Origin of the sequence: Streptomyces sp. NPDC048639 (genome assembly GCF_043199075.1) — a bacterium.
Taxonomy (GTDB): Bacteria; Actinomycetota; Actinomycetes; order Streptomycetales; family Streptomycetaceae; genus Streptomyces.
In genome coordinates this window covers 626,388-641,766 of the sequence record NZ_JBICVP010000001.1, presented here as the reverse complement: position 1 = coordinate 641,766, position 15,379 = coordinate 626,388, and the positions used below count along the sequence as shown (strand labels likewise).

The 15,379-nt window shown below is 71.9% G+C and carries 15 protein-coding genes and 1 riboswitch; of the genes, 7 read left to right on the top strand and 8 right to left on the bottom strand.

What is annotated here, in order from left to right; all coding sequences use genetic code 11:
* Positions 1 to 90 precede the first annotated feature (90 nt).
* Positions 91 to 2,085, top strand: coding sequence for a bifunctional glycosyltransferase 87/phosphatase PAP2 family protein (locus ACGFNH_RS02750; RefSeq protein ID WP_393651158.1), 1,995 nt, complete (start codon positions 91 to 93; stop codon positions 2,083 to 2,085).
* Positions 2,086 to 2,157: 72 nt separating this feature from the next.
* Here the strand turns inward: ACGFNH_RS02750 and ACGFNH_RS02745 are convergent, their stop codons facing one another.
* Positions 2,158 to 2,559, bottom strand: coding sequence for an ATP-binding protein (locus ACGFNH_RS02745; RefSeq protein WP_393651483.1), 402 nt, complete (start codon positions 2,557 to 2,559; stop codon positions 2,158 to 2,160).
* A 176-nt stretch (positions 2,560 to 2,735) separates the two neighbouring features.
* Here ACGFNH_RS02745 and ACGFNH_RS02740 point away from each other — a divergent pair, with 176 nt between their 5' ends.
* The 4 genes from ACGFNH_RS02740 to ACGFNH_RS02725 all read left to right on the top strand — a co-directional run bounded on the left by ACGFNH_RS02740 (position 2,736) and on the right by ACGFNH_RS02725 (position 4,338).
* The gene (locus ACGFNH_RS02740) at positions 2,736 to 3,560 is read left to right on the top strand and encodes a helix-turn-helix domain-containing protein (RefSeq protein ID WP_393651157.1); all 825 of its coding nucleotides are present in this window, start codon (positions 2,736 to 2,738) and stop codon (positions 3,558 to 3,560) included.
* Positions 3,544 to 3,831 (top strand): DUF397 domain-containing protein, encoded by a 288-nt coding sequence (locus ACGFNH_RS02735; protein ID WP_393651156.1) that lies wholly within the window; start codon positions 3,544 to 3,546, stop codon positions 3,829 to 3,831. Before ACGFNH_RS02740 ends, ACGFNH_RS02735 begins: the two co-directional genes overlap by 17 nt.
* Before the next feature lie 122 nt (positions 3,832 to 3,953).
* The gene (locus ACGFNH_RS02730; protein ID WP_393651155.1) at positions 3,954 to 4,142 is read left to right on the top strand and encodes a hypothetical protein; all 189 of its coding nucleotides are present in this window, start codon (positions 3,954 to 3,956) and stop codon (positions 4,140 to 4,142) included.
* Positions 4,126 to 4,338 carry a DUF397 domain-containing protein gene (locus ACGFNH_RS02725; RefSeq protein WP_393651154.1) on the top strand — a complete coding sequence of 71 codons (213 nt, stop codon included), beginning with the start codon at positions 4,126 to 4,128 and terminating at the stop codon, positions 4,336 to 4,338. The genes ACGFNH_RS02730 and ACGFNH_RS02725 overlap by 17 nt, the downstream gene beginning before the upstream one ends.
* Before the next feature lie 102 nt (positions 4,339 to 4,440).
* Here ACGFNH_RS02725 and ACGFNH_RS02720 read toward each other — a convergent pair whose 3' ends face one another.
* Positions 4,441 to 5,676: a cytochrome P450 gene (locus ACGFNH_RS02720; protein ID WP_393651153.1), complete on the bottom strand. Its 1,236-nt coding sequence runs from the start codon at positions 5,674 to 5,676 to the stop codon at positions 4,441 to 4,443.
* A gap of 253 nt (positions 5,677 to 5,929) precedes the next feature.
* Between ACGFNH_RS02720 and ACGFNH_RS02715 the strand changes: the two genes are divergently transcribed.
* Positions 5,930 to 7,102, top strand: a complete 1,173-nt coding sequence (locus ACGFNH_RS02715; protein ID WP_393651152.1) for a steroid 3-ketoacyl-CoA thiolase — start codon at positions 5,930 to 5,932, stop codon at positions 7,100 to 7,102.
* Between the two features lie 43 nt (positions 7,103 to 7,145).
* Entirely contained in the window at positions 7,146 to 7,574 is a 429-nt protein-coding gene (locus tag ACGFNH_RS02710; protein WP_393651151.1) for a ricin-type beta-trefoil lectin domain protein, read from the top strand.
* Here ACGFNH_RS02710 and ACGFNH_RS02705 read toward each other — a convergent pair.
* The 6 genes from ACGFNH_RS02705 to ACGFNH_RS02680 form a co-directional block, all read right to left on the bottom strand.
* Positions 7,571 to 8,560 carry an ECF transporter S component gene (locus tag ACGFNH_RS02705; RefSeq protein WP_393651150.1) on the bottom strand — a complete coding sequence of 330 codons (990 nt, stop codon included), beginning with the start codon at positions 8,558 to 8,560 and terminating at the stop codon, positions 7,571 to 7,573. The two genes, ACGFNH_RS02710 and ACGFNH_RS02705, sit on opposite strands and share 4 nt — an antisense overlap.
* Positions 8,557 to 10,206, bottom strand: a complete 1,650-nt coding sequence (locus ACGFNH_RS02700) for an ABC transporter ATP-binding protein (protein WP_393651149.1) — start codon at positions 10,204 to 10,206, stop codon at positions 8,557 to 8,559. The genes ACGFNH_RS02705 and ACGFNH_RS02700 overlap by 4 nt, the downstream gene beginning before the upstream one ends.
* A complete protein-coding gene (locus ACGFNH_RS02695; RefSeq protein ID WP_393651148.1) occupies positions 10,203 to 11,603 on the bottom strand; it encodes a CbiQ family ECF transporter T component in 1,401 nt (466 codons plus the stop codon). Before ACGFNH_RS02695 ends, ACGFNH_RS02700 begins: the two co-directional genes overlap by 4 nt.
* Positions 11,600 to 12,244, bottom strand: coding sequence for an SCO2322 family protein (locus ACGFNH_RS02690; protein ID WP_393651482.1), 645 nt, complete (start codon positions 12,242 to 12,244; stop codon positions 11,600 to 11,602). Before ACGFNH_RS02690 ends, ACGFNH_RS02695 begins: the two co-directional genes overlap by 4 nt.
* 92 nt (positions 12,245 to 12,336) lie before the next feature.
* The gene (locus ACGFNH_RS02685; RefSeq protein WP_393651481.1) at positions 12,337 to 13,602 is read right to left on the bottom strand and encodes a prenyltransferase/squalene oxidase repeat-containing protein; all 1,266 of its coding nucleotides are present in this window, start codon (positions 13,600 to 13,602) and stop codon (positions 12,337 to 12,339) included.
* 219 nt (positions 13,603 to 13,821) lie between these two features.
* A riboswitch (cobalamin riboswitch) is annotated at positions 13,822 to 13,968 on the bottom strand.
* 108 nt (positions 13,969 to 14,076) lie between these two features.
* Positions 14,077 to 15,159, bottom strand: coding sequence for an MBL fold metallo-hydrolase (locus ACGFNH_RS02680; RefSeq protein WP_393651147.1), 1,083 nt, complete (start codon positions 15,157 to 15,159; stop codon positions 14,077 to 14,079).
* Between the last annotated feature and the right edge of the window lie 220 nt (positions 15,160 to 15,379).

Below are 15,379 nucleotides of genomic sequence, written 5' to 3'. Positions count from 1 at the left end.
AGCGGAGGGGAACAGCAGGGCGTGGCGAACGCACAGAGGCGCGGGTTGTCGGCGGCAGAGGTACCGGGGTCGCCCCCCTCGCGTATGCGCATGGCACTGGGTGTGCTCTGGCTCGTCGCGGGGCTGCTCGCGGTGCGCCAGACGGCGGCCGTACTCCGGCTCCCACCGGAGGAGCGGCTCACCGACCTGGAGACCTGGATAGGGCCCGAGGGCGTCCTGCGCGTGCCCGGACCGCTGTACGAGAACGGCGCGTTCACCGGTACGCCCTTCGCCGGACTCGTCCTCAAGCCACTCACCCGGTCGGCTGAACAATCCCTCGGCGTCTTCTGGACGTTCGGCACGCTGCTTCTCGTCGTGGCGCTCGGCTTCGTCGCGGCCCGCATCCTGCCCCGGCCGGTCTCGCGGCGTACGGCACTGTCCGCCGCGCCCGTCGCGATCAGCCTCATGGTGGTCTCGCTGCCGGTCCGCAACACCTTCACCCTCGGCCAGACCAGCATCCTGCCCGTCCTGCTCGTCCTCCTGGCCCTCCTCCCGCGGGCGTCCGAGCACAGTTCCGGGATCCTCGCCGGAGTGGCCGCGGCGCTGGAGCCGACGGTGCTGCTGTTCGCCCCGCTGCTGTGGATGACCGGGCGGCGCAGGGCCGCGGGTACGGCTGTGGGCACCTTCGCCGTGTCCTCCGCGCTCGCGTGGGCGGTCCTGCCCGGCGACTCCGCCACCTACTGGGTGAACCATGTCGCCGGTGCGGGTCTCGGCCGCCCCGCCGACAGCCTCCACAACCAGTCCCTGCACGGCCTGCTGCTGCGCCTCGGCCTCAACGGCGTGCCCGAACTCGTCCTCTTCGCCGTGCTCGCGGGCGTCGTCGGCGTCATCGGCCTGCGCCGCGCCGCCCACTACGCCCACGACGGCCAACTGCTGCTGGCCGCCGCCATGACGGGCTGCGTCGCCGTCGCGGTGGCGCCCACGGCGTGGATGCACCAGCAGCTGTGGATCCTGCTCGCCGTCGTCGGCCGCGTGGGCCGCCGCCAGGCCGACCGGATCGTGTGGCCCGTCCTGGTCGTCATGGTGATGACGCTGACCGCGGCGGCCGTCGTCCCCACCACCAAGGGCATCCATCTCATCGGCCAGAACGCGCCGTTGCTCGTCGCGATCGCCGCGGCCTGCGCCGTACCGTTCCTGGACCGCGGCTCGCCGTACTGGCGCCGCCCCGTGCCCACCGAGTACGCGGAGCCGGAGGCCGGCCGGTGGCGCTGGACCCCGGTCCTGCGCTTTCTGCGCCGACCGCTCGACCGCCCGAACCTGCTGCTCGAACTGCTGCTGATCCGGGCCGGCTACTGGTGCTACTCCTACATCCGCGGCTCCGCCCCCGAAACCCGCGATGTGGCCGAACACCACGCCCACCAGATCATCGACCTCGAGACCGCGCTGCACATCGACATCGAGCTGCGGTTCAACCGCCTGGTCGCGGGCTCGTGGATCGAGGGCGGCATGAACTACTACTACACAACGTTCCACTTCCTGGTGCCGCTGAGCCTGCTGGGCTGGATGTACTTGCGCCGCCCCGTCGCGTACCGGCGGGCCAGAAGCGCCCTGGCCATCGCCACCGTCATCGCGCTGTTCGGCTTCTGGCTCTATCCGCTCGCCCCGCCGCGCCTGATGCCCGCCCTCGGCTACATCGACACGGCCAACGGTCCCCAGGACCTCGCCAAACCCGAGTTCGGCCCGCTCACCGAGTTGGCGAACCAGTACGCGGCCATACCGTCCCTGCACATCGGATGGTCGCTGTGGTGCGCCGTGGTGATCGTGCTGCTCGCCCCGAAGCTGTGGATGAAGCTCCTGGGCGCGATGTACCCGGTCCTCACCACGACGGTGATCGTCGGCACCGCGAACCATTATCTGCTCGATGCGGTGGGCGGCGCGGTGGTCCTGACCTGCGGCTTCGGCCTGCAGTACGTGTTGGTGGGCCGTTCGAGGGAGCCGGAGGGGGCGTCGGCGAAGGCGCGGGAACCGGCCGCCGCGGCCGGTGAACTCTCCACGGTCGCGGGTGCCGTCCGCGGACACGGGACAGCGGAGATCAGTCGGGACTGAACTCCGCCGCCCCGTCGGATCGCCGCGGCTTTCAGCATCCGCCGTATCGCGCCGGGCCGCCACCGGAGCAGGTCATGTACCGGTCGGGGTCCCGGCCTCTGCCTCTGCCCCGGCCCCGGTCCGGCACTCGAACCACACGGTCTTCCCGCCGTCGCCCGCCGGGTCCACGCCCCAGTCGTCCACGACCGCGGCGAGCAGCGCGAGCCCCCGGCCGCCCTCGTCCAGGGCCGCCGCGTCCCTGACGCACGGCTTCTCCGGCGACCCGTCCGACACCTCCACGCGGACGCCGCGGGGACACCGCAGCACGACCACGCCGCAGCGCCGGTCCGGCACATGCCGTACGACATTGGCGAGCAACTCGGTCACGGCCAGCTCGGCCGCGTCCCGCAGCTCCTCCATCTCCCAGAGGTGGAGGTAGGTGCGAACGATGCGGCGTACGTGGCGGGCGGAGTGCTCACCGACGGTGAAGCGCATGCAGTACTGCCGGTGCGGATCGGTGTCCGGCAGGAGGAGGTCGGTTGTCCATTTCACGCCACCAGCGTGGACGGCGGCGACTACGCTCGGCTACTGGCTGAACACAACCGGCCGAGTTGGCGAGTTGGCGAGTTGAGCGCGTCGCGCATGCGCACCGAGCGTGGAGGCACGGGACCGTGGTGAACATCCGAGACCTGGACCCGGGCGCGTCCCCGCTGGATTACTTCGGTGCCGAGCTGCGGCGCCTCCGCGAGTCGGCCGGTCTCAGCCAGCAGCAGCTCGGCGAGATCGTCTTCTGTACGGGGTCGCTGATCGGCCAGATCGAGACAGCGCGCAAGATCCCGACACCCGAGTTCACGCAGCGGGTCGACGCCGCGCTGAACACGGACGGTGCGCTGTCGCGGCTGCTGAAGCTGGTGCTGCGGAGCCAACTGCCGTCGTGGTTCCAGCCGTATGCGGAGCTGGAGGCGAAAGCTACCCACATCTACACGTTCCAGGCGCAGTTGGTCCACGGCCTGTTGCAGACCGAGGACTACGCACGAGCGGTGCTTGGTGTCCTGGATCAGGACCGCCTTGACGAGCGGGTGGCAGCCCGGCTGGCACGGCAGCGGATCCTGGACCGGGACAACCCGCCCCTGTTCTGGGTGGTCCTGAGCGAGGCCGTGCTGTACCAGGAAATCGGTGGCAGCGAGGTCATGCGAAACCAACTGGCGCGCCTGTTGGCGTTCCGTGAGCGTGAGTGGGTCCAGATTCAGGTGCTGCCGTTCGCGGCTGGAACCCATGCCGGGCTGCTCGGTTCGTTTACGCTCCTCCGCTTCGACGACGACCCTGACGTCGTGTACGACGAGGACTACGGGACCGGTCAGATGGCAGCGGATTCGCACGAAGTCAGACACCGTGCGCTCCGTTACGATCACCTGCAGGCCGCCGCCATGTCCGTAGACGAGTCGGCGGAGTTGATCGCCCGTGTGATGGAGGAGCGTTATGGGGAGCAACCCTGACCTGACCAGAGCGCAGTGGCGTAAGTCCAGCTACAGCGGTGACACCGGGGGCGAGTGCGTTGAGTGCGCCACCCTCGGAGGCACCTGGTGGCGCAAGTCCAGCTACAGCGGTCATGATGGCGGAGAATGCGTCGAGGTGGCCGCCGTTCCCCACGCCGTAGCGATCCGCGATTCTAAGGACCCCGACGGGCCCGCCCTCACCTTCACCCCCGCTGCCTTCGCCGCGTTCGTCGACGCGGCCGCGAACGGCCGCTTCTCAGCGGCTGGTTGAACGATTCCGCGCTCGGTGGGCGACGGGTGCGAGGCGTCTGCGGCGGCGAGGCGCGCCTCCGCCGCCCGGAGCGCGGGGGGTGGCTAGCCGGAGCGGCCGACACCGTCAGCTGTAGGTGACTCGTGCTCGCCAACGAGGCCGACGTCGCCTACAACCAGGACTACGACCTCGGCCATGTGACGGCCAACGCACAGTCGCTTAGGGACCGTTCGCTCCGCTACGCTCGGTTGCAAGCCGCCGCACTCTCCGTTGAGGATTCGGCGGATCTGATCGCCCGTGTGATGGAGGACCGCTATGGGGAGCAACCCTGACCTGACCGGTGCGCAATGGCGCAAGTCCAGCTACAGCGAAGAAGTCGGCGACTGCGTCGAGATCGCCGCCCTTCCCCGCGCCGTAGCGATCCGCGATTCTAAGGACCCCGACGGGCCCGCCCTCACGTTCACCCCTGCTGCCTTCACCGCGTTCGTCGGCGCGGCCGCCAACGACCGCTTCTCAGCGGCAGGTTGAACGATTCCGCGCTCGGCGGGCGACGGGGGCGAGGCGTTGGGGCGCGAGGCGCCCCCGCCGCCCGGAGCGCGGGGGGTGGCTTGTCGGACCGGCCGACACCGGTCAGTTGTAGGTGACTCGTAGTTCCTTGATGCCGTTCAGCCACGCGGACCGCAGGCGCCGCGGGTCGCCGGTCAGCCGGATGTCCGGCAGGGTGTCCGCGATCGCGTTGAAGATGAGGTTGATCTCCAGCGTGGCCAGGCTCTTGCCGAGGCAGAAGTGCGGGCCGCCGCCGCCGAAGCCGAGGTGCGGGTTGGGGTCGCGGGTGATGTCGAAGACCTCGGGCCGGTCGAAGACGTCGGGGTCGTTGTTGGCCGAGGCGTAGAAGATGCCGACCCGGTCGCCCGCCTTGATCCGCGCGCCGCCCAGTTCGGTGTCCTCGGTGGCGGTGCGCTGGAAGGAGACGACGGGCGTGGCCCAGCGGACGATCTCCTCGGCGGCGGTCGCGGGGCGTTCGCGCTTGAACAGCTCCCACTGATCGGGGTGGGTGAGGAACGCGTGCATGCCGTGGCTGATGGCGTTGCGCGTGGTCTCGTTGCCCGCGACGGCGAGGAGCAGCACGAAGAAGCCGAACTCGTCGGACCCCAGGTTGCCTTGGTCCTCGGCCGCGACGAGCGCGCTGACGATGTCCTGCGCGGGGCACTCCTTGCGGGCGGCGGCGAGGTTCATCGCGTACGAGATCAGCTCCATGGCCGACTCGGCGCCGATCTCCTCGGTGATGGCCAGTTCCGGGTCGTCGTAGGCCACCATCTTGTTGGTCCAGTCGAAGATCTTGGTGCGGTCCTCCTGCGGCACCCCGATGAGCTCCGCGATGGCTTGGAGCGGGAGTTCGCAGGCGATGTCGGTGACGAAGTCGCCGGTGCCCTCGGATCTGGCGGTGTCGACGATCCGGGTCGCGCGGTCGCGCAGGGCGATCTCCAGGGCCCGTATCGAGCGCGGGGTGAAGCCGCGCTGCACGATCTGGCGGACCCGGGTGTGCTCGGGCGGGTCCATGTTGAGCATGATCAGTTTCTGGACATCGATCTGCTCGCGCTGGATGTGCTCGTTGAAGCGGATGATCGCGGTGTTGGTGCGGGAGGAGAAGATCTCGGGGTTGGTGGATACGGTCTTGACGTCCGCGTGGCGCGTCACGACCCAGTAGCCGTCGTCCTCGAAGCCGGCCACGTTGTGCGGCTGGGCGTTCCACCACACGGGCGCTGTCCGGCGCAGTTCGGCGAGTTCCGGGAGCGGAAGTCGCTGCTGGTAGACGTCGGGGTCGGTGAAGTCGAAGCCTTCGGGGAGCGCTGGACAGGAGGACATTCGGCGACTCCAGGATCCGGTACGTCAAGTTCTGACGACCCATCAGAATGTGTCCGCAAGGTAATAACGAGTTCTACAACTGGCAAGAGACGGTGCGTCATTCGTTGCCCTTGATGCACCACGTGTGGCGTGCACACCCCTTGCGTACCCGGGGTAGCACTCATAAGACTGCTGGCAACTAGAACGCGTACTAGTTGTGTCTGCCTGCCCGCAGGCGCCGGGACGCCCTGCGGACGCGAGGAGAGGACGAGTCATGGCCGCGGAACCCGTCATCGTCGAAGCGGTACGCACCCCCATCGGCAAGCGCGGAGGCGCGCTCGCCAATCTCCATCCGGCCTATCTGCTGGGGGAGACGTACAGGGAACTCCTCGCGCGCACCGGCATCAAGCCGGACTGCGTCGAGCAGATCGTCGGCGGCACCGTCACCCACGCCGGTGAGCAGTCCATGAACCCCGCGCGCAACGCCTGGCTCGCGTGCGGCCTCCCGTACGAGACGCCCGCGACGACCGTCGACTGCCAGTGCGGCTCCTCGCAGCAGGCCAACCACATGGTGGCCAACATGATCGCGTCCGGTGTCATCGACGTCGGCATCGGCTGCGGGGTGGAGGCGATGACGCGCGTGCCGCTCGGCAGCGGCTCCAAGCACGGGCCGGGGAAGCCCTTCCCGGACGAGTGGAACGTCGACCTGCCCAACCAGTTCGAGGCGGCCGAGCGGATCGCACGCCACCGCGGCCTGTCCCGCGAACGCGTCGACTCCCTCGGACTCCTCTCCCAGGAACGGGCCGCCCGCGCCTGGGCCGAGGAGCGCTTCAAACGCGAGACGTACGCCGTGCAGGTACCCACGACCGAGGCGGAGCAGGCGGCCGGGCAGGGCATGTGGCGCCTCGTCCACCAGGACGAGGGACTGCGCGACACCAGCATGGAGGCGCTGGGACGGCTGAAGCCGATCATGCCGACGGCGGTCCACACCGCGGGCAACTCCTCGCAGATCTCTGACGGGGCCGCGGCCGTGATGTGGGCGTCCAAACGGATGGCGCGAGCGCTGAAGCTCAAGCCGCGCGCCCGTATCGTCGCGCAAGCGCTCGTCGGCGCCGACCCGCACTTCCATCTCGACGGGCCCATCGACGCGACACGGGCCGTGCTCGGCAAGGCGGGGATGACACTCGCGGACATCGATCTCGTCGAGATCAACGAGGCGTTCGCGTCGGTCGTGCTGTCCTGGGCGCAGGTCTTCGACCAGGACCTGGAGAAGGTCAATGTGAACGGCGGCGCCATCGCGCTCGGCCACCCCGTGGGCGCGACCGGCGCCCGGCTCATCACCTCGGCGCTGCACGAACTGGAGCGGGCGGACAAGGAGTTCGCGCTCATCACCATGTGCGCGGGCGGTGCGCTGGCGACGGGGACGATCATTCAGCGGCTCGGCTAGAACCACTCCGCGGTCCAGGCGGTCGGGGAGCGGTGTCCGGCGCGTGCAGATCTCCGTGGGGGACGACTCGCGGCTCCAGAACGCCGGCACCCAGCATTGCGTGCCAGGCGGCGGAAGCGTCTACCCGGCTTACGGGAGTTGCAGCGCGAGCGATGCCTACGTGTGGACGTTCCGCTCCACAGGGGACGACACGTTCAAGCCGGTCAACCGGGCCAGTGAGAAGTGCCTGGCCGCGTCCTACAACAACGACTACGCGGCCGGGCTCGAACCCTGCAGCGGAATCGACGGGACCGGCTATGTGCACTGGCGCGTCGGAAAGACCACGGCGGCAGGCGAGACCCTGAAGAACACCGAGACCGGGCACTGCCTGCTGCTGGACACCCCTGCCTACGGCGGAAGCGAGCAGGTGATGGTGACCACCTGCGACAGCGATCAGCCTCGGCAACTGTGGAAAGGCAGTGGGAGTTCCTAGGGCGACTCGGGTGTTGCGGCCGGGCGAGGTTCGGGCGTCCCGGCCGGGGACGTCCCGGGTGTTGCGGACGGATGCGGTGGTGCCGCGAACGCCACCGGCGCGTCGAACGCGGCCCGCCGGGTCGCGCGCCGCAGCGCCTTGAGCACCGCGGACCCCAGGGCGAGCGTGGCGACCGCAGTCAGCACGGCACGCCCCAGATCCCAGCCGAGCGAGGTCGCCACGCAGTAGGCGGCGAAGCGGACGAGATTCTCCTGCACCGGGTCGCCGGGGACGAAGGAGATGCCCGAGGACATGCCGCTGATGTACGGCCAGCCCTGGAGGTTCATGACGGTGCCGTACAGAAAGGAGACGGCAGCCCCGTACGCCGCCAGCAGGACGAGTTCACCGCGCCCGCGCAGCCACCGGGCTCCGGCGCCCTTCGCCCGGGTGCCCCCGGTCCCGGGGAGCAGCCCGGCCCCCATCGCCACCCAGCCCATCGCGAGCATCTGGAAGGGCATCCACGGCCCGACCCCGCCGGTCAGCAGGGCCGAGGCGAACATGGTCACCGCTCCGAGCGCGAACCCGAAGCCGGGGCCGAGGACCCGCCCGCTGAGCACCATGAGGAAGAACATCGGCTCCAGGCCCGCGGTTCCCGCTCCCAGCGGGCGCAACGCCGCCCCGGCCGCGGCCAGTACGCCCAGCATGGCGACGGCCTTGGAATCGAGACCGCCGCCGTTCTCCGTGTCGCCGAGCGTCGCGACGACCACGGCGACGAGCAGCGGGAGCAGCGCCGCGAACAGCCAGGGCGCGTCCTGCGCATGGGCGAGCCCGGAGGAGGAGTCGGCGAGCAACGGCCAGCCGAACGCGACGACACCGACCGCCGAGACGAGGCACAGGGCGGCAGCGGCCCGCGGTCCGAGAGCGACCGGACGGGCGGCCTTCGCGGTGGTACGAGAGCCGGTGCGGCGGCCGTCGCCATGCGGGGGCCCGAAACCGCGCACCGTCATGACGCGGCCTCCAGGGCCGCCCGTACCTCGCCGACCGTCAACCAGCGCTGCGGGCTGAGGATCTTCGTCACCTGCGGGGCGAACGCGGGGGAGGAGAGCACGACATCGGCCGTCGGGCCGTCGGCGACCACGTCCCCGTCGGCCAGGATCACCACGCGGTGGGCGAGTTCGGCCGCCAGCTCCACGTCGTGCGTCGCCAGAACGATCGCGTGGCCGTCCGCGGCGAGCCCGCGCAGGATCTCCACCAGCCGGGCCTTCGCCGCGTAGTCCAGCCCGCGCGTGGGCTCGTCGAGAAGGATCAGGGGCGGGCGGGCGGTGAGCACGATCGCCAGGGCGAGAGCCAGGCGCTGCCCCTCGGACAGGTCGCGCGGGTGCGTCGAGTCCGGTACGCCGGGAAGGAGTTCGGCCACCAGCGCGCGGCAGGTGCCGGGTTCGGCCCTCGCGTCGTGGTCGGCCGTCGCGCACTCGGCGGCGACCGTGTCCGCGTAGAGGAGGTCCCGCGGCTCCTGCGGCACCAGGGCGACGCGGCGGATGAGATCGCTCGGGCTGCTGCGGTACGGCGACAGCCCTCCGACGCGTACGGAACCGGCCGCCGGGGCGTGCAGACCGGCCAGCGCGCCGAGCAGTGTCGACTTGCCCGCTCCGTTGCGGCCCATGAGCGCCACCGTCTCGCCGCTCCGCACCGTGAGGTCGGCCCGGCGCAACGCCTCGATCCTGCCCCGCCGTACGGACAGCCCGGAGGCTTCGGCGGCGGGCTCGCCCCGGTCCTCACGCCTCGTGCCGGTGTCCGTGGTGGTGTCGCTCAACCGCCCGGCGGCGGGAGGGGTCCGGTCGGCCAGCCGCTCGCGCAGCGCCGTCGCCTTGCGCCGCGCGTCGCGCACCGACAGCGGCAGCGGCGACCAGCCCGCGAGGCGGCCGAGAGACACGACCGGTGGATGGACGGGGGAGACGGCCATGACATCGGCCGGTGTGCCGGAGACCGGCGGTTCGCCGGGCGCGGGCAGCAGCACGACCTGGTCCGCGTACTGCACGACGCGCTCCAGCCGGTGCTCGGCCAGCAGCACGGTCGTGCCGAGATCGTGCACGAGGCGCTGGAGCACGGCGAGGACCTCCTCGGCGGCGCCCGGGTCGAGCGCGGAAGTCGGCTCGTCCAGGACGAGGACCCGCGGGTGCGGGGTGAGGACGGAGCCGATCGCCACCCGCTGCTGCTGGCCGCCGGAGAGCGAGGCGATGGGGCGGTCCCGCAGATCGGCCAGGCCCAGCAGGTCGAGCGTCTCCTCGACACGGCGGCGCATCACGTCGGGGGCCAGCCCCAAGGACTCCATGCCGTAGGCGAGTTCGTCCTCGACGGTGTCGGTGACGAAGTGCGCGAGCGGGTCCTGCCCCACCATGCCCACGACATCGGCGAGTTCGCGCGGCTTGTGCGTACGGGTGTCCCGGCCGGCGACGGTGACGCGGCCGTGCAGCGTGCCACCGGTGAAGTGCGGGACGAGGCCGTTGACGGTGTTCAGCAGAGTCGACTTGCCGACTCCGGACGGGCCGACGAGCAGGCACAGTTCCCCTTCGGGGACGGTGAGGTCGACGCCGTGGACCGCAGGGCCGGGCGCGCCGTCGTGAACGACGGACACCTGCTCGAACCGGATCATGAGGTCTCGCCTTCCTCCGTGCGGCCCTGGTCCGCCGTACGGCCTTGAGGTGCTGTGCGGCCCTGAGGCGCGGTGGTGCGGGCCTGAGGTGCTGTGCGGCCCTGAGGCGCGGTGGTGCGGGCCTGAGGTGCTGTGCGGCCCTGAGGCGCGGTGGTACGCGCCTGAGGTGCTGTGCGGCGCTGATTTCCCGGGCCGCTCCGGGGCGTCGTCCCCTCCCGGTGCCCGTCGCGCGCACGCTCCGGTCGCGGAGGCGCCGGGGCGGCGAACGCCGGGAGCAGCCCCAGAAGGATTCCCGCCGCGGGCCACAGCGGCAGGACGGGGGCCGCGAGCGGGACGACGGACGGGTGGAGGGCGGCCGGGTCCGCGGAGCCGTACCGGATCAGCACGGCCGCAACGGCCGCTCCCGACGCGGACACCAGCCATGCGCGTACGTCCCAGCGGTCCGGCCGGTAGCGGGTGCGGACCGCGCGGCGGCCGCCGAGATGCAGCCCGGCCAGGGCCGCGGCGAGTCCGGCCAGCAGCACGGGCAGGCCGAAGACGGCCCCCTGCGCGGCCAGCAGACCGTAGGTTCCGGCGCACACCCCGAGCAGACCGCCCAGCGTGAGCACGGTCGTGGTGTGGCGGACCGCGGGCGGGACGCGGGCCGTTCGGCCGTAGCCGCGGGCGTCCATCGTGGCGGCCAGCGCGACCGACCGCTCCAATGCGCCCTCCAGCACCGGCAGTCCGATCTGCAGCAGCGCCTTGATCCCCTTGTCGGGACGGCCGCGCAGACGGCGGGCGGCGCGCAGCCGTACGACGTCGGAGACGAGGTTCGGGGCGAAGGTCATGGCGACGACGACGGCCACCCCCGCCTCGTACAGCGCGCCCGGAAGGGACTTGAGGAGGCGGGCCGGATTGGCGAGGGCGTTCGCGGCGCCGAGGCAGGCCAGCAGAGTGGCGAGCTTCAGGCCGTCGTACAGAGCGAAGACGACGCCCTCGATGGTGACCCGGCCGCCGATCCGCACCCCCTGCGCCCAGTCGGGGAGCGGAACTTCGGGGAGCGTGAAGAGCGTGGTGGTGCCGGGAATCGGCGAGCCGAGGAACACGGAGAACGCGATGCGGATCGCGATCACCAGCAGACCGAGCTTGAGGAACGCGGAGTAACTGCGCGCCCAGGGAGCGTCGGTGCGCCGGACGGAGACGACGTACCCGGCGACGGCGAGGAGCAGGCCGAGCAGCAGCGGGTTGGTGGTCCGCGACGCCGCAGTCGCCATCCCCAGCGCCCACAGCCACCACGCCCCCGCGTGCAGCGCGTTGCCGCGCGAGGCGACAGCGGGCGTGCGCGTACGCGGGGGTGGCTGCGGACGCGAGGGCCTGCGCACGCGCAGGGGCCGGGCGGGGACGGGCCGGGCGCTCATCGGCGGCGGCGCGCCTGCCACAGGGCCGCGGCGCCCAGGACGACGACGGCCGCGATGCCGGCGATCAGACCCATGGACGGCCCACTGTCCTTGTCGGCCCGGTCGTTGGCGGTGGTCTGCCGCCCCTCGGCATCGTCCGGGTTCCCGTCGCCGTCCGCCGGCCCTCCGCCGTTGCCGGAGACCTGCTCGGCGCAGCCCTTCTCCGGGTAGCCCGATATCGCGCAGAGGATGGCCGCCGAGTCGTACCGCAGCGGCTTCGCCACGGCGGCGAGCGCCTCCGCGGCCGAGGCGTCATCGGCGACGCGTGCACACTCCGTACGGCGCCGGGGCGGGGTCTCGCCGCTGGGCGCGTGGGTCGCCGCACCGAAGTCGAGGACGAACGCGACCCGCTTGGCGCCGGACTCGGCGGGCGTGTCCGAACAGATCGCCTCGAACTCGGCCCGGCCGCGCGGCTTCTCGCCGTCCCCGGAGTTCTCGCTCACGGAGAAGCGGAAGCCGAGGACGTCGCCGTCGTCCGGCCGCAGGGTGGCCGGGCCCTGCGTGGCGTACGTCCACCGCACACCGTCCCGCTCCCAGAACGACCAGTAGCGGTAGCCGGCCCCCGCCTCCGCGGTCCCGGCCCCGAGCGTGACGAGCGCCATCGAGGCCACGGCCGTGATGGCTGCGGTGACGAGGCGGACCGCCGCGCGCCGTGCGGCGCGCGGCGGCCGTGCGGCCTCCCCGGTCCTCGTGGTCACGTCTTCTTGCGGTTGCTGAAGAGGAAGCCGATGCCGATGCCTGCGACCAGACCGACGCCGACGATCCACCAGACGTTGAAGCCGCCTTCGTCGGATTCGCTCGCCTGCTCCCCGGACGCGCCCTTCGCCGGCTGGGTGCCCTCCGGCTTCGGGCCGGTCGCGTTGAGCTGCTGGACCAGGTCCTTGCCGCCGAAATCGCGCGGGTCGGCGCCCGTCGCGTGCGCGGCGAGGACGAGCGAGCCCAGGGCCGCCGGGCTGTCCTTGGCCCAGGCCGCGGAGTTCTTCTCCAGCCACCGCAGCGGGACCTCGGCCGCGTCCTTGTGGCCGCCGGCGGCCAGCGCGAGGGCGGCATCGGCCGTGTTGGCGTAGTCGGGCGCGGGCTTGTCGGCACCCGGGGCGAGCGCGGACAGGTGGCCGTCCTTCTTCAGAGCGGACGCGAGATACGCGCCCGCGCCGCCCGCCGCCTCGTCCGGCTCCCGCGCGTCCTTGGAGTCCGTCTCGGCACAGTCCAGGGCCGTGACGTCCTCGTTGTCGTCCTTGCCGAGCGGCTCCAGGGCCAGGCCCTTGCCGAGTCCGGCCAGGGCGGCGGCGGCCGAGGCATCGGCGTTGGCGGCCAGCCTGCCCTTCTTGTCCGGCTGGTAGGCGAACGCCCCGCTCTCGGCGCCCTTGGTGTCGCAGCCGAGCTGGAAGGCCAGCAGCGCGTCGTACGCCGACTTCCCCTTCCCGGACTTCACGCCCTCCGGCTTCTCGCCGGTGGCGACGAGCGCGCCGATCACGACGGAGGTGGAGTTGGCATCGCTCGGGCCGCCGGGGGCGTAGCCCCAGCCGCCGTCCTCGTTCTGCTTCGACTTCAGCCAGTCCACGGCCTTGCCGACCTCGGCACTGCGGCCGCCGAGCGCGGCCAGGGCCTGCACGGCGACGGCGGTGGCGTTGCTGTCGACAGGCGTCTTCGCGTCGCACTTCGCGGCCGCGTCCGCCCGGTACGGGGCGAAACCGCCCGAGGAGCACTGCTGACCGGCCAGCCAGTCGACGGCCTTACGTGCCGGGGTGACACCGACGGTGTCCTGTGCGAGAAGGGCGACGGACTGCCGCCACACCCCGTCGTACGCCGGGTCCTTGGTGCCGTACAGAGCGGACGGCAGCTTCGCCTGCGGCGAGGGCTTCGCCGACGGGTCGTCGGCGAGCGCGGCCGGTGCCGCCGCCAGGCAGAGCGCGGCGGAGGCGGCGGCGACGGCCACGCCCCTGTGGGCGGCTCCCGGCATGCCCCGGCGGGCGGTGCTGCGGGCTCTGGTGGGCCGGGCGGCCGGGCTGCGGCGTATCTTCACGGGCGGTGCCTTTCGGTGGGCGGGCGCGGGCAGCGGATCCGCTGCGCACCGCGGGGCGTGCGAGAAGTCGCACGCGGCGGGGCACCGGGCTCCGGCTCCGTATTCCTCGACAGTGCCGGTCACCGGCCGTCTCGCGGAATGCGGAACGTACGGCGACGTGAGCCGTTCACATCCGGCAGGGCGTTCCGACTCACCGCCGTCACGGGCGGCTCACGGTTGCGGGTCAGTGCCGGATTTGCGCCGGCTTTCCCCTGTGGGATGCGATATCGACGCCCATACTCTACCGGCCGTCCGCAACCCCCTCGCGGGCGGTCACCCGAGGTCAGGGGACCGTTCCGCCCGAATCCGCCCGTATCGCTCGTGCACCGGACGGCCGCGGTCCGGTGCTGCGCCCGCCCGCGCCACCCGGCGTCACACCGCCTGGTAGGTCACCGGATCGCTGCCGGGCACGGGCTCCGCGTGGCCCTCCTTCACCAGGCGGCGGAGATGCGCCGCCGCCTCGGAGACGGCGATGTTGCGGGACCCGAAGGGGATCTGCTCCCAGGGGCGGTTCCACTCCATCCGCTCGGTGATCTCCCACAGGGTGAGCGCCCGTTCGGTGAGCAGGGCGCGAAGGTGGGTGAGCCGGCTCTCGTGGTGCGCCAGCAACTCCCGTACGCGGGCGGACGCGTCGGTGAACGCGTGCTGGTGGGCGGGCAGCACCTCGGCCGGGGCGAGGCGGCCGATGCGCATCAGGGAGTCGAGGTAGTCGCCCAGGGGGTCGCCCCGGTCGGCGACGGGGAGCGGGCTGGTGCCGGAGTCGTCGTCCGGGTCCTCGTAGAGACCGATGTGCGGGGTGATCTCGGGCAGCAGGTGATCACCCGAGAACAGACGGCCGTTGCCGGACCGGTCGGCCGCAGGATGGGCCTCCTCCAGATGCAGGCACACATGACCCGGGGTGTGACCGGGCGTCCAGATGGCGCGCAGCCGGCGGCCCGGCAGATCGAGCAACTCGCCCGGGACGATGTCCCGGTCGGGCACTGCGGCCCGGTTGCTCGGCAGCGCCCGCGCCTTCCCGGAGGCGCGCGCCTTGCGCAGCGGCGCCAGATGCTCCTCGGGCGCACCGGCGGAGGCGAGCCGGGCGGTCATGTAGTCCAGCCAGGCGGCGGGCTCGGCGGCGCGTGTGCTCCGTACGACCTCGATGTCCGCGGCGTGCATGGCGATCCACGCACCGGACGCCTCGCGCACCTTCGCCGACAGCCCGTGGTGGTCGGGGTGGTGGTGCGTGACGAGTACGCCGTGCAGCTCCTCGACCGCCGTGCCGCACGCGGCGAGGCCCGCGACGAGCGTGTCCCAGGAGTCCGGGTCGTCCCAGCCGGTGTCGATCAGGACGGGGCCGCGATCGGTGTCGAGGAGATGGACGAGGGTGTGGCCCAGGGGGTTGTCCGGAATGGGAACCGCGATGCTCCGTACTCCGCCGCCGTGGTCCGTGACTCCGGGTGTCGCCTGCGCCATGAAGGCCCCTCTCGCACCGCACGGCGCGGCCCGCACGTGCGGGGATCACTATAACTAGAACTGGTTCCAAGTCTGGTGCCCGGGATGAACCTCCGGGGAAACCGCTTTGAGCTGGGTCGGAGGGGACTTGGGCGGGTCGTTGTTGGTTGTCGTCGGTCGTCTCTGGCCGCTGCCGGACGGCCTGCAGGCGGCCCCGGTGCCGCCGAAGCCGAGCGCGAAG

What these genes read in the sequence shown, in the direction of transcription:
- ACGFNH_RS02750 (WP_393651158.1), top strand. Translation starts at nt 91, where the DNA reads ATGGCACTGGGTGTGCTCTGGCTCGTCGCGGGGCTGCTCGCGGTGCGC.
- ACGFNH_RS02745 (WP_393651483.1), bottom strand. Translation starts at nt 2,559, where the DNA reads ATGCGCTTCACCGTCGGTGAGCACTCCGCCCGCCACGTACGCCGCATC.
- ACGFNH_RS02735 (WP_393651156.1), top strand. Translation starts at nt 3,544, where the DNA reads ATGGGGAGCAACCCTGACCTGACCAGAGCGCAGTGGCGTAAGTCCAGC.
- ACGFNH_RS02725 (WP_393651154.1), top strand. Translation starts at nt 4,126, where the DNA reads ATGGGGAGCAACCCTGACCTGACCGGTGCGCAATGGCGCAAGTCCAGC.
- ACGFNH_RS02720 (WP_393651153.1), bottom strand. Translation starts at nt 5,676, where the DNA reads ATGTCCTCCTGTCCAGCGCTCCCCGAAGGCTTCGACTTCACCGACCCC.
- ACGFNH_RS02715 (WP_393651152.1), top strand. Translation starts at nt 5,930, where the DNA reads ATGGCCGCGGAACCCGTCATCGTCGAAGCGGTACGCACCCCCATCGGC.
- ACGFNH_RS02705 (WP_393651150.1), bottom strand. Translation starts at nt 8,560, where the DNA reads ATGACGGTGCGCGGTTTCGGGCCCCCGCATGGCGACGGCCGCCGCACC.
- ACGFNH_RS02700 (WP_393651149.1), bottom strand. Translation starts at nt 10,206, where the DNA reads ATGATCCGGTTCGAGCAGGTGTCCGTCGTTCACGACGGCGCGCCCGGC.
- ACGFNH_RS02695 (WP_393651148.1), bottom strand. Translation starts at nt 11,603, where the DNA reads ATGAGCGCCCGGCCCGTCCCCGCCCGGCCCCTGCGCGTGCGCAGGCCC.
- ACGFNH_RS02690 (WP_393651482.1), bottom strand. Translation starts at nt 12,244, where the DNA reads ATGGCGCTCGTCACGCTCGGGGCCGGGACCGCGGAGGCGGGGGCCGGC.
- ACGFNH_RS02685 (WP_393651481.1), bottom strand. Translation starts at nt 13,602, where the DNA reads ATGCCGGGAGCCGCCCACAGGGGCGTGGCCGTCGCCGCCGCCTCCGCC.
- ACGFNH_RS02680 (WP_393651147.1), bottom strand. Translation starts at nt 15,159, where the DNA reads ATGGCGCAGGCGACACCCGGAGTCACGGACCACGGCGGCGGAGTACGG.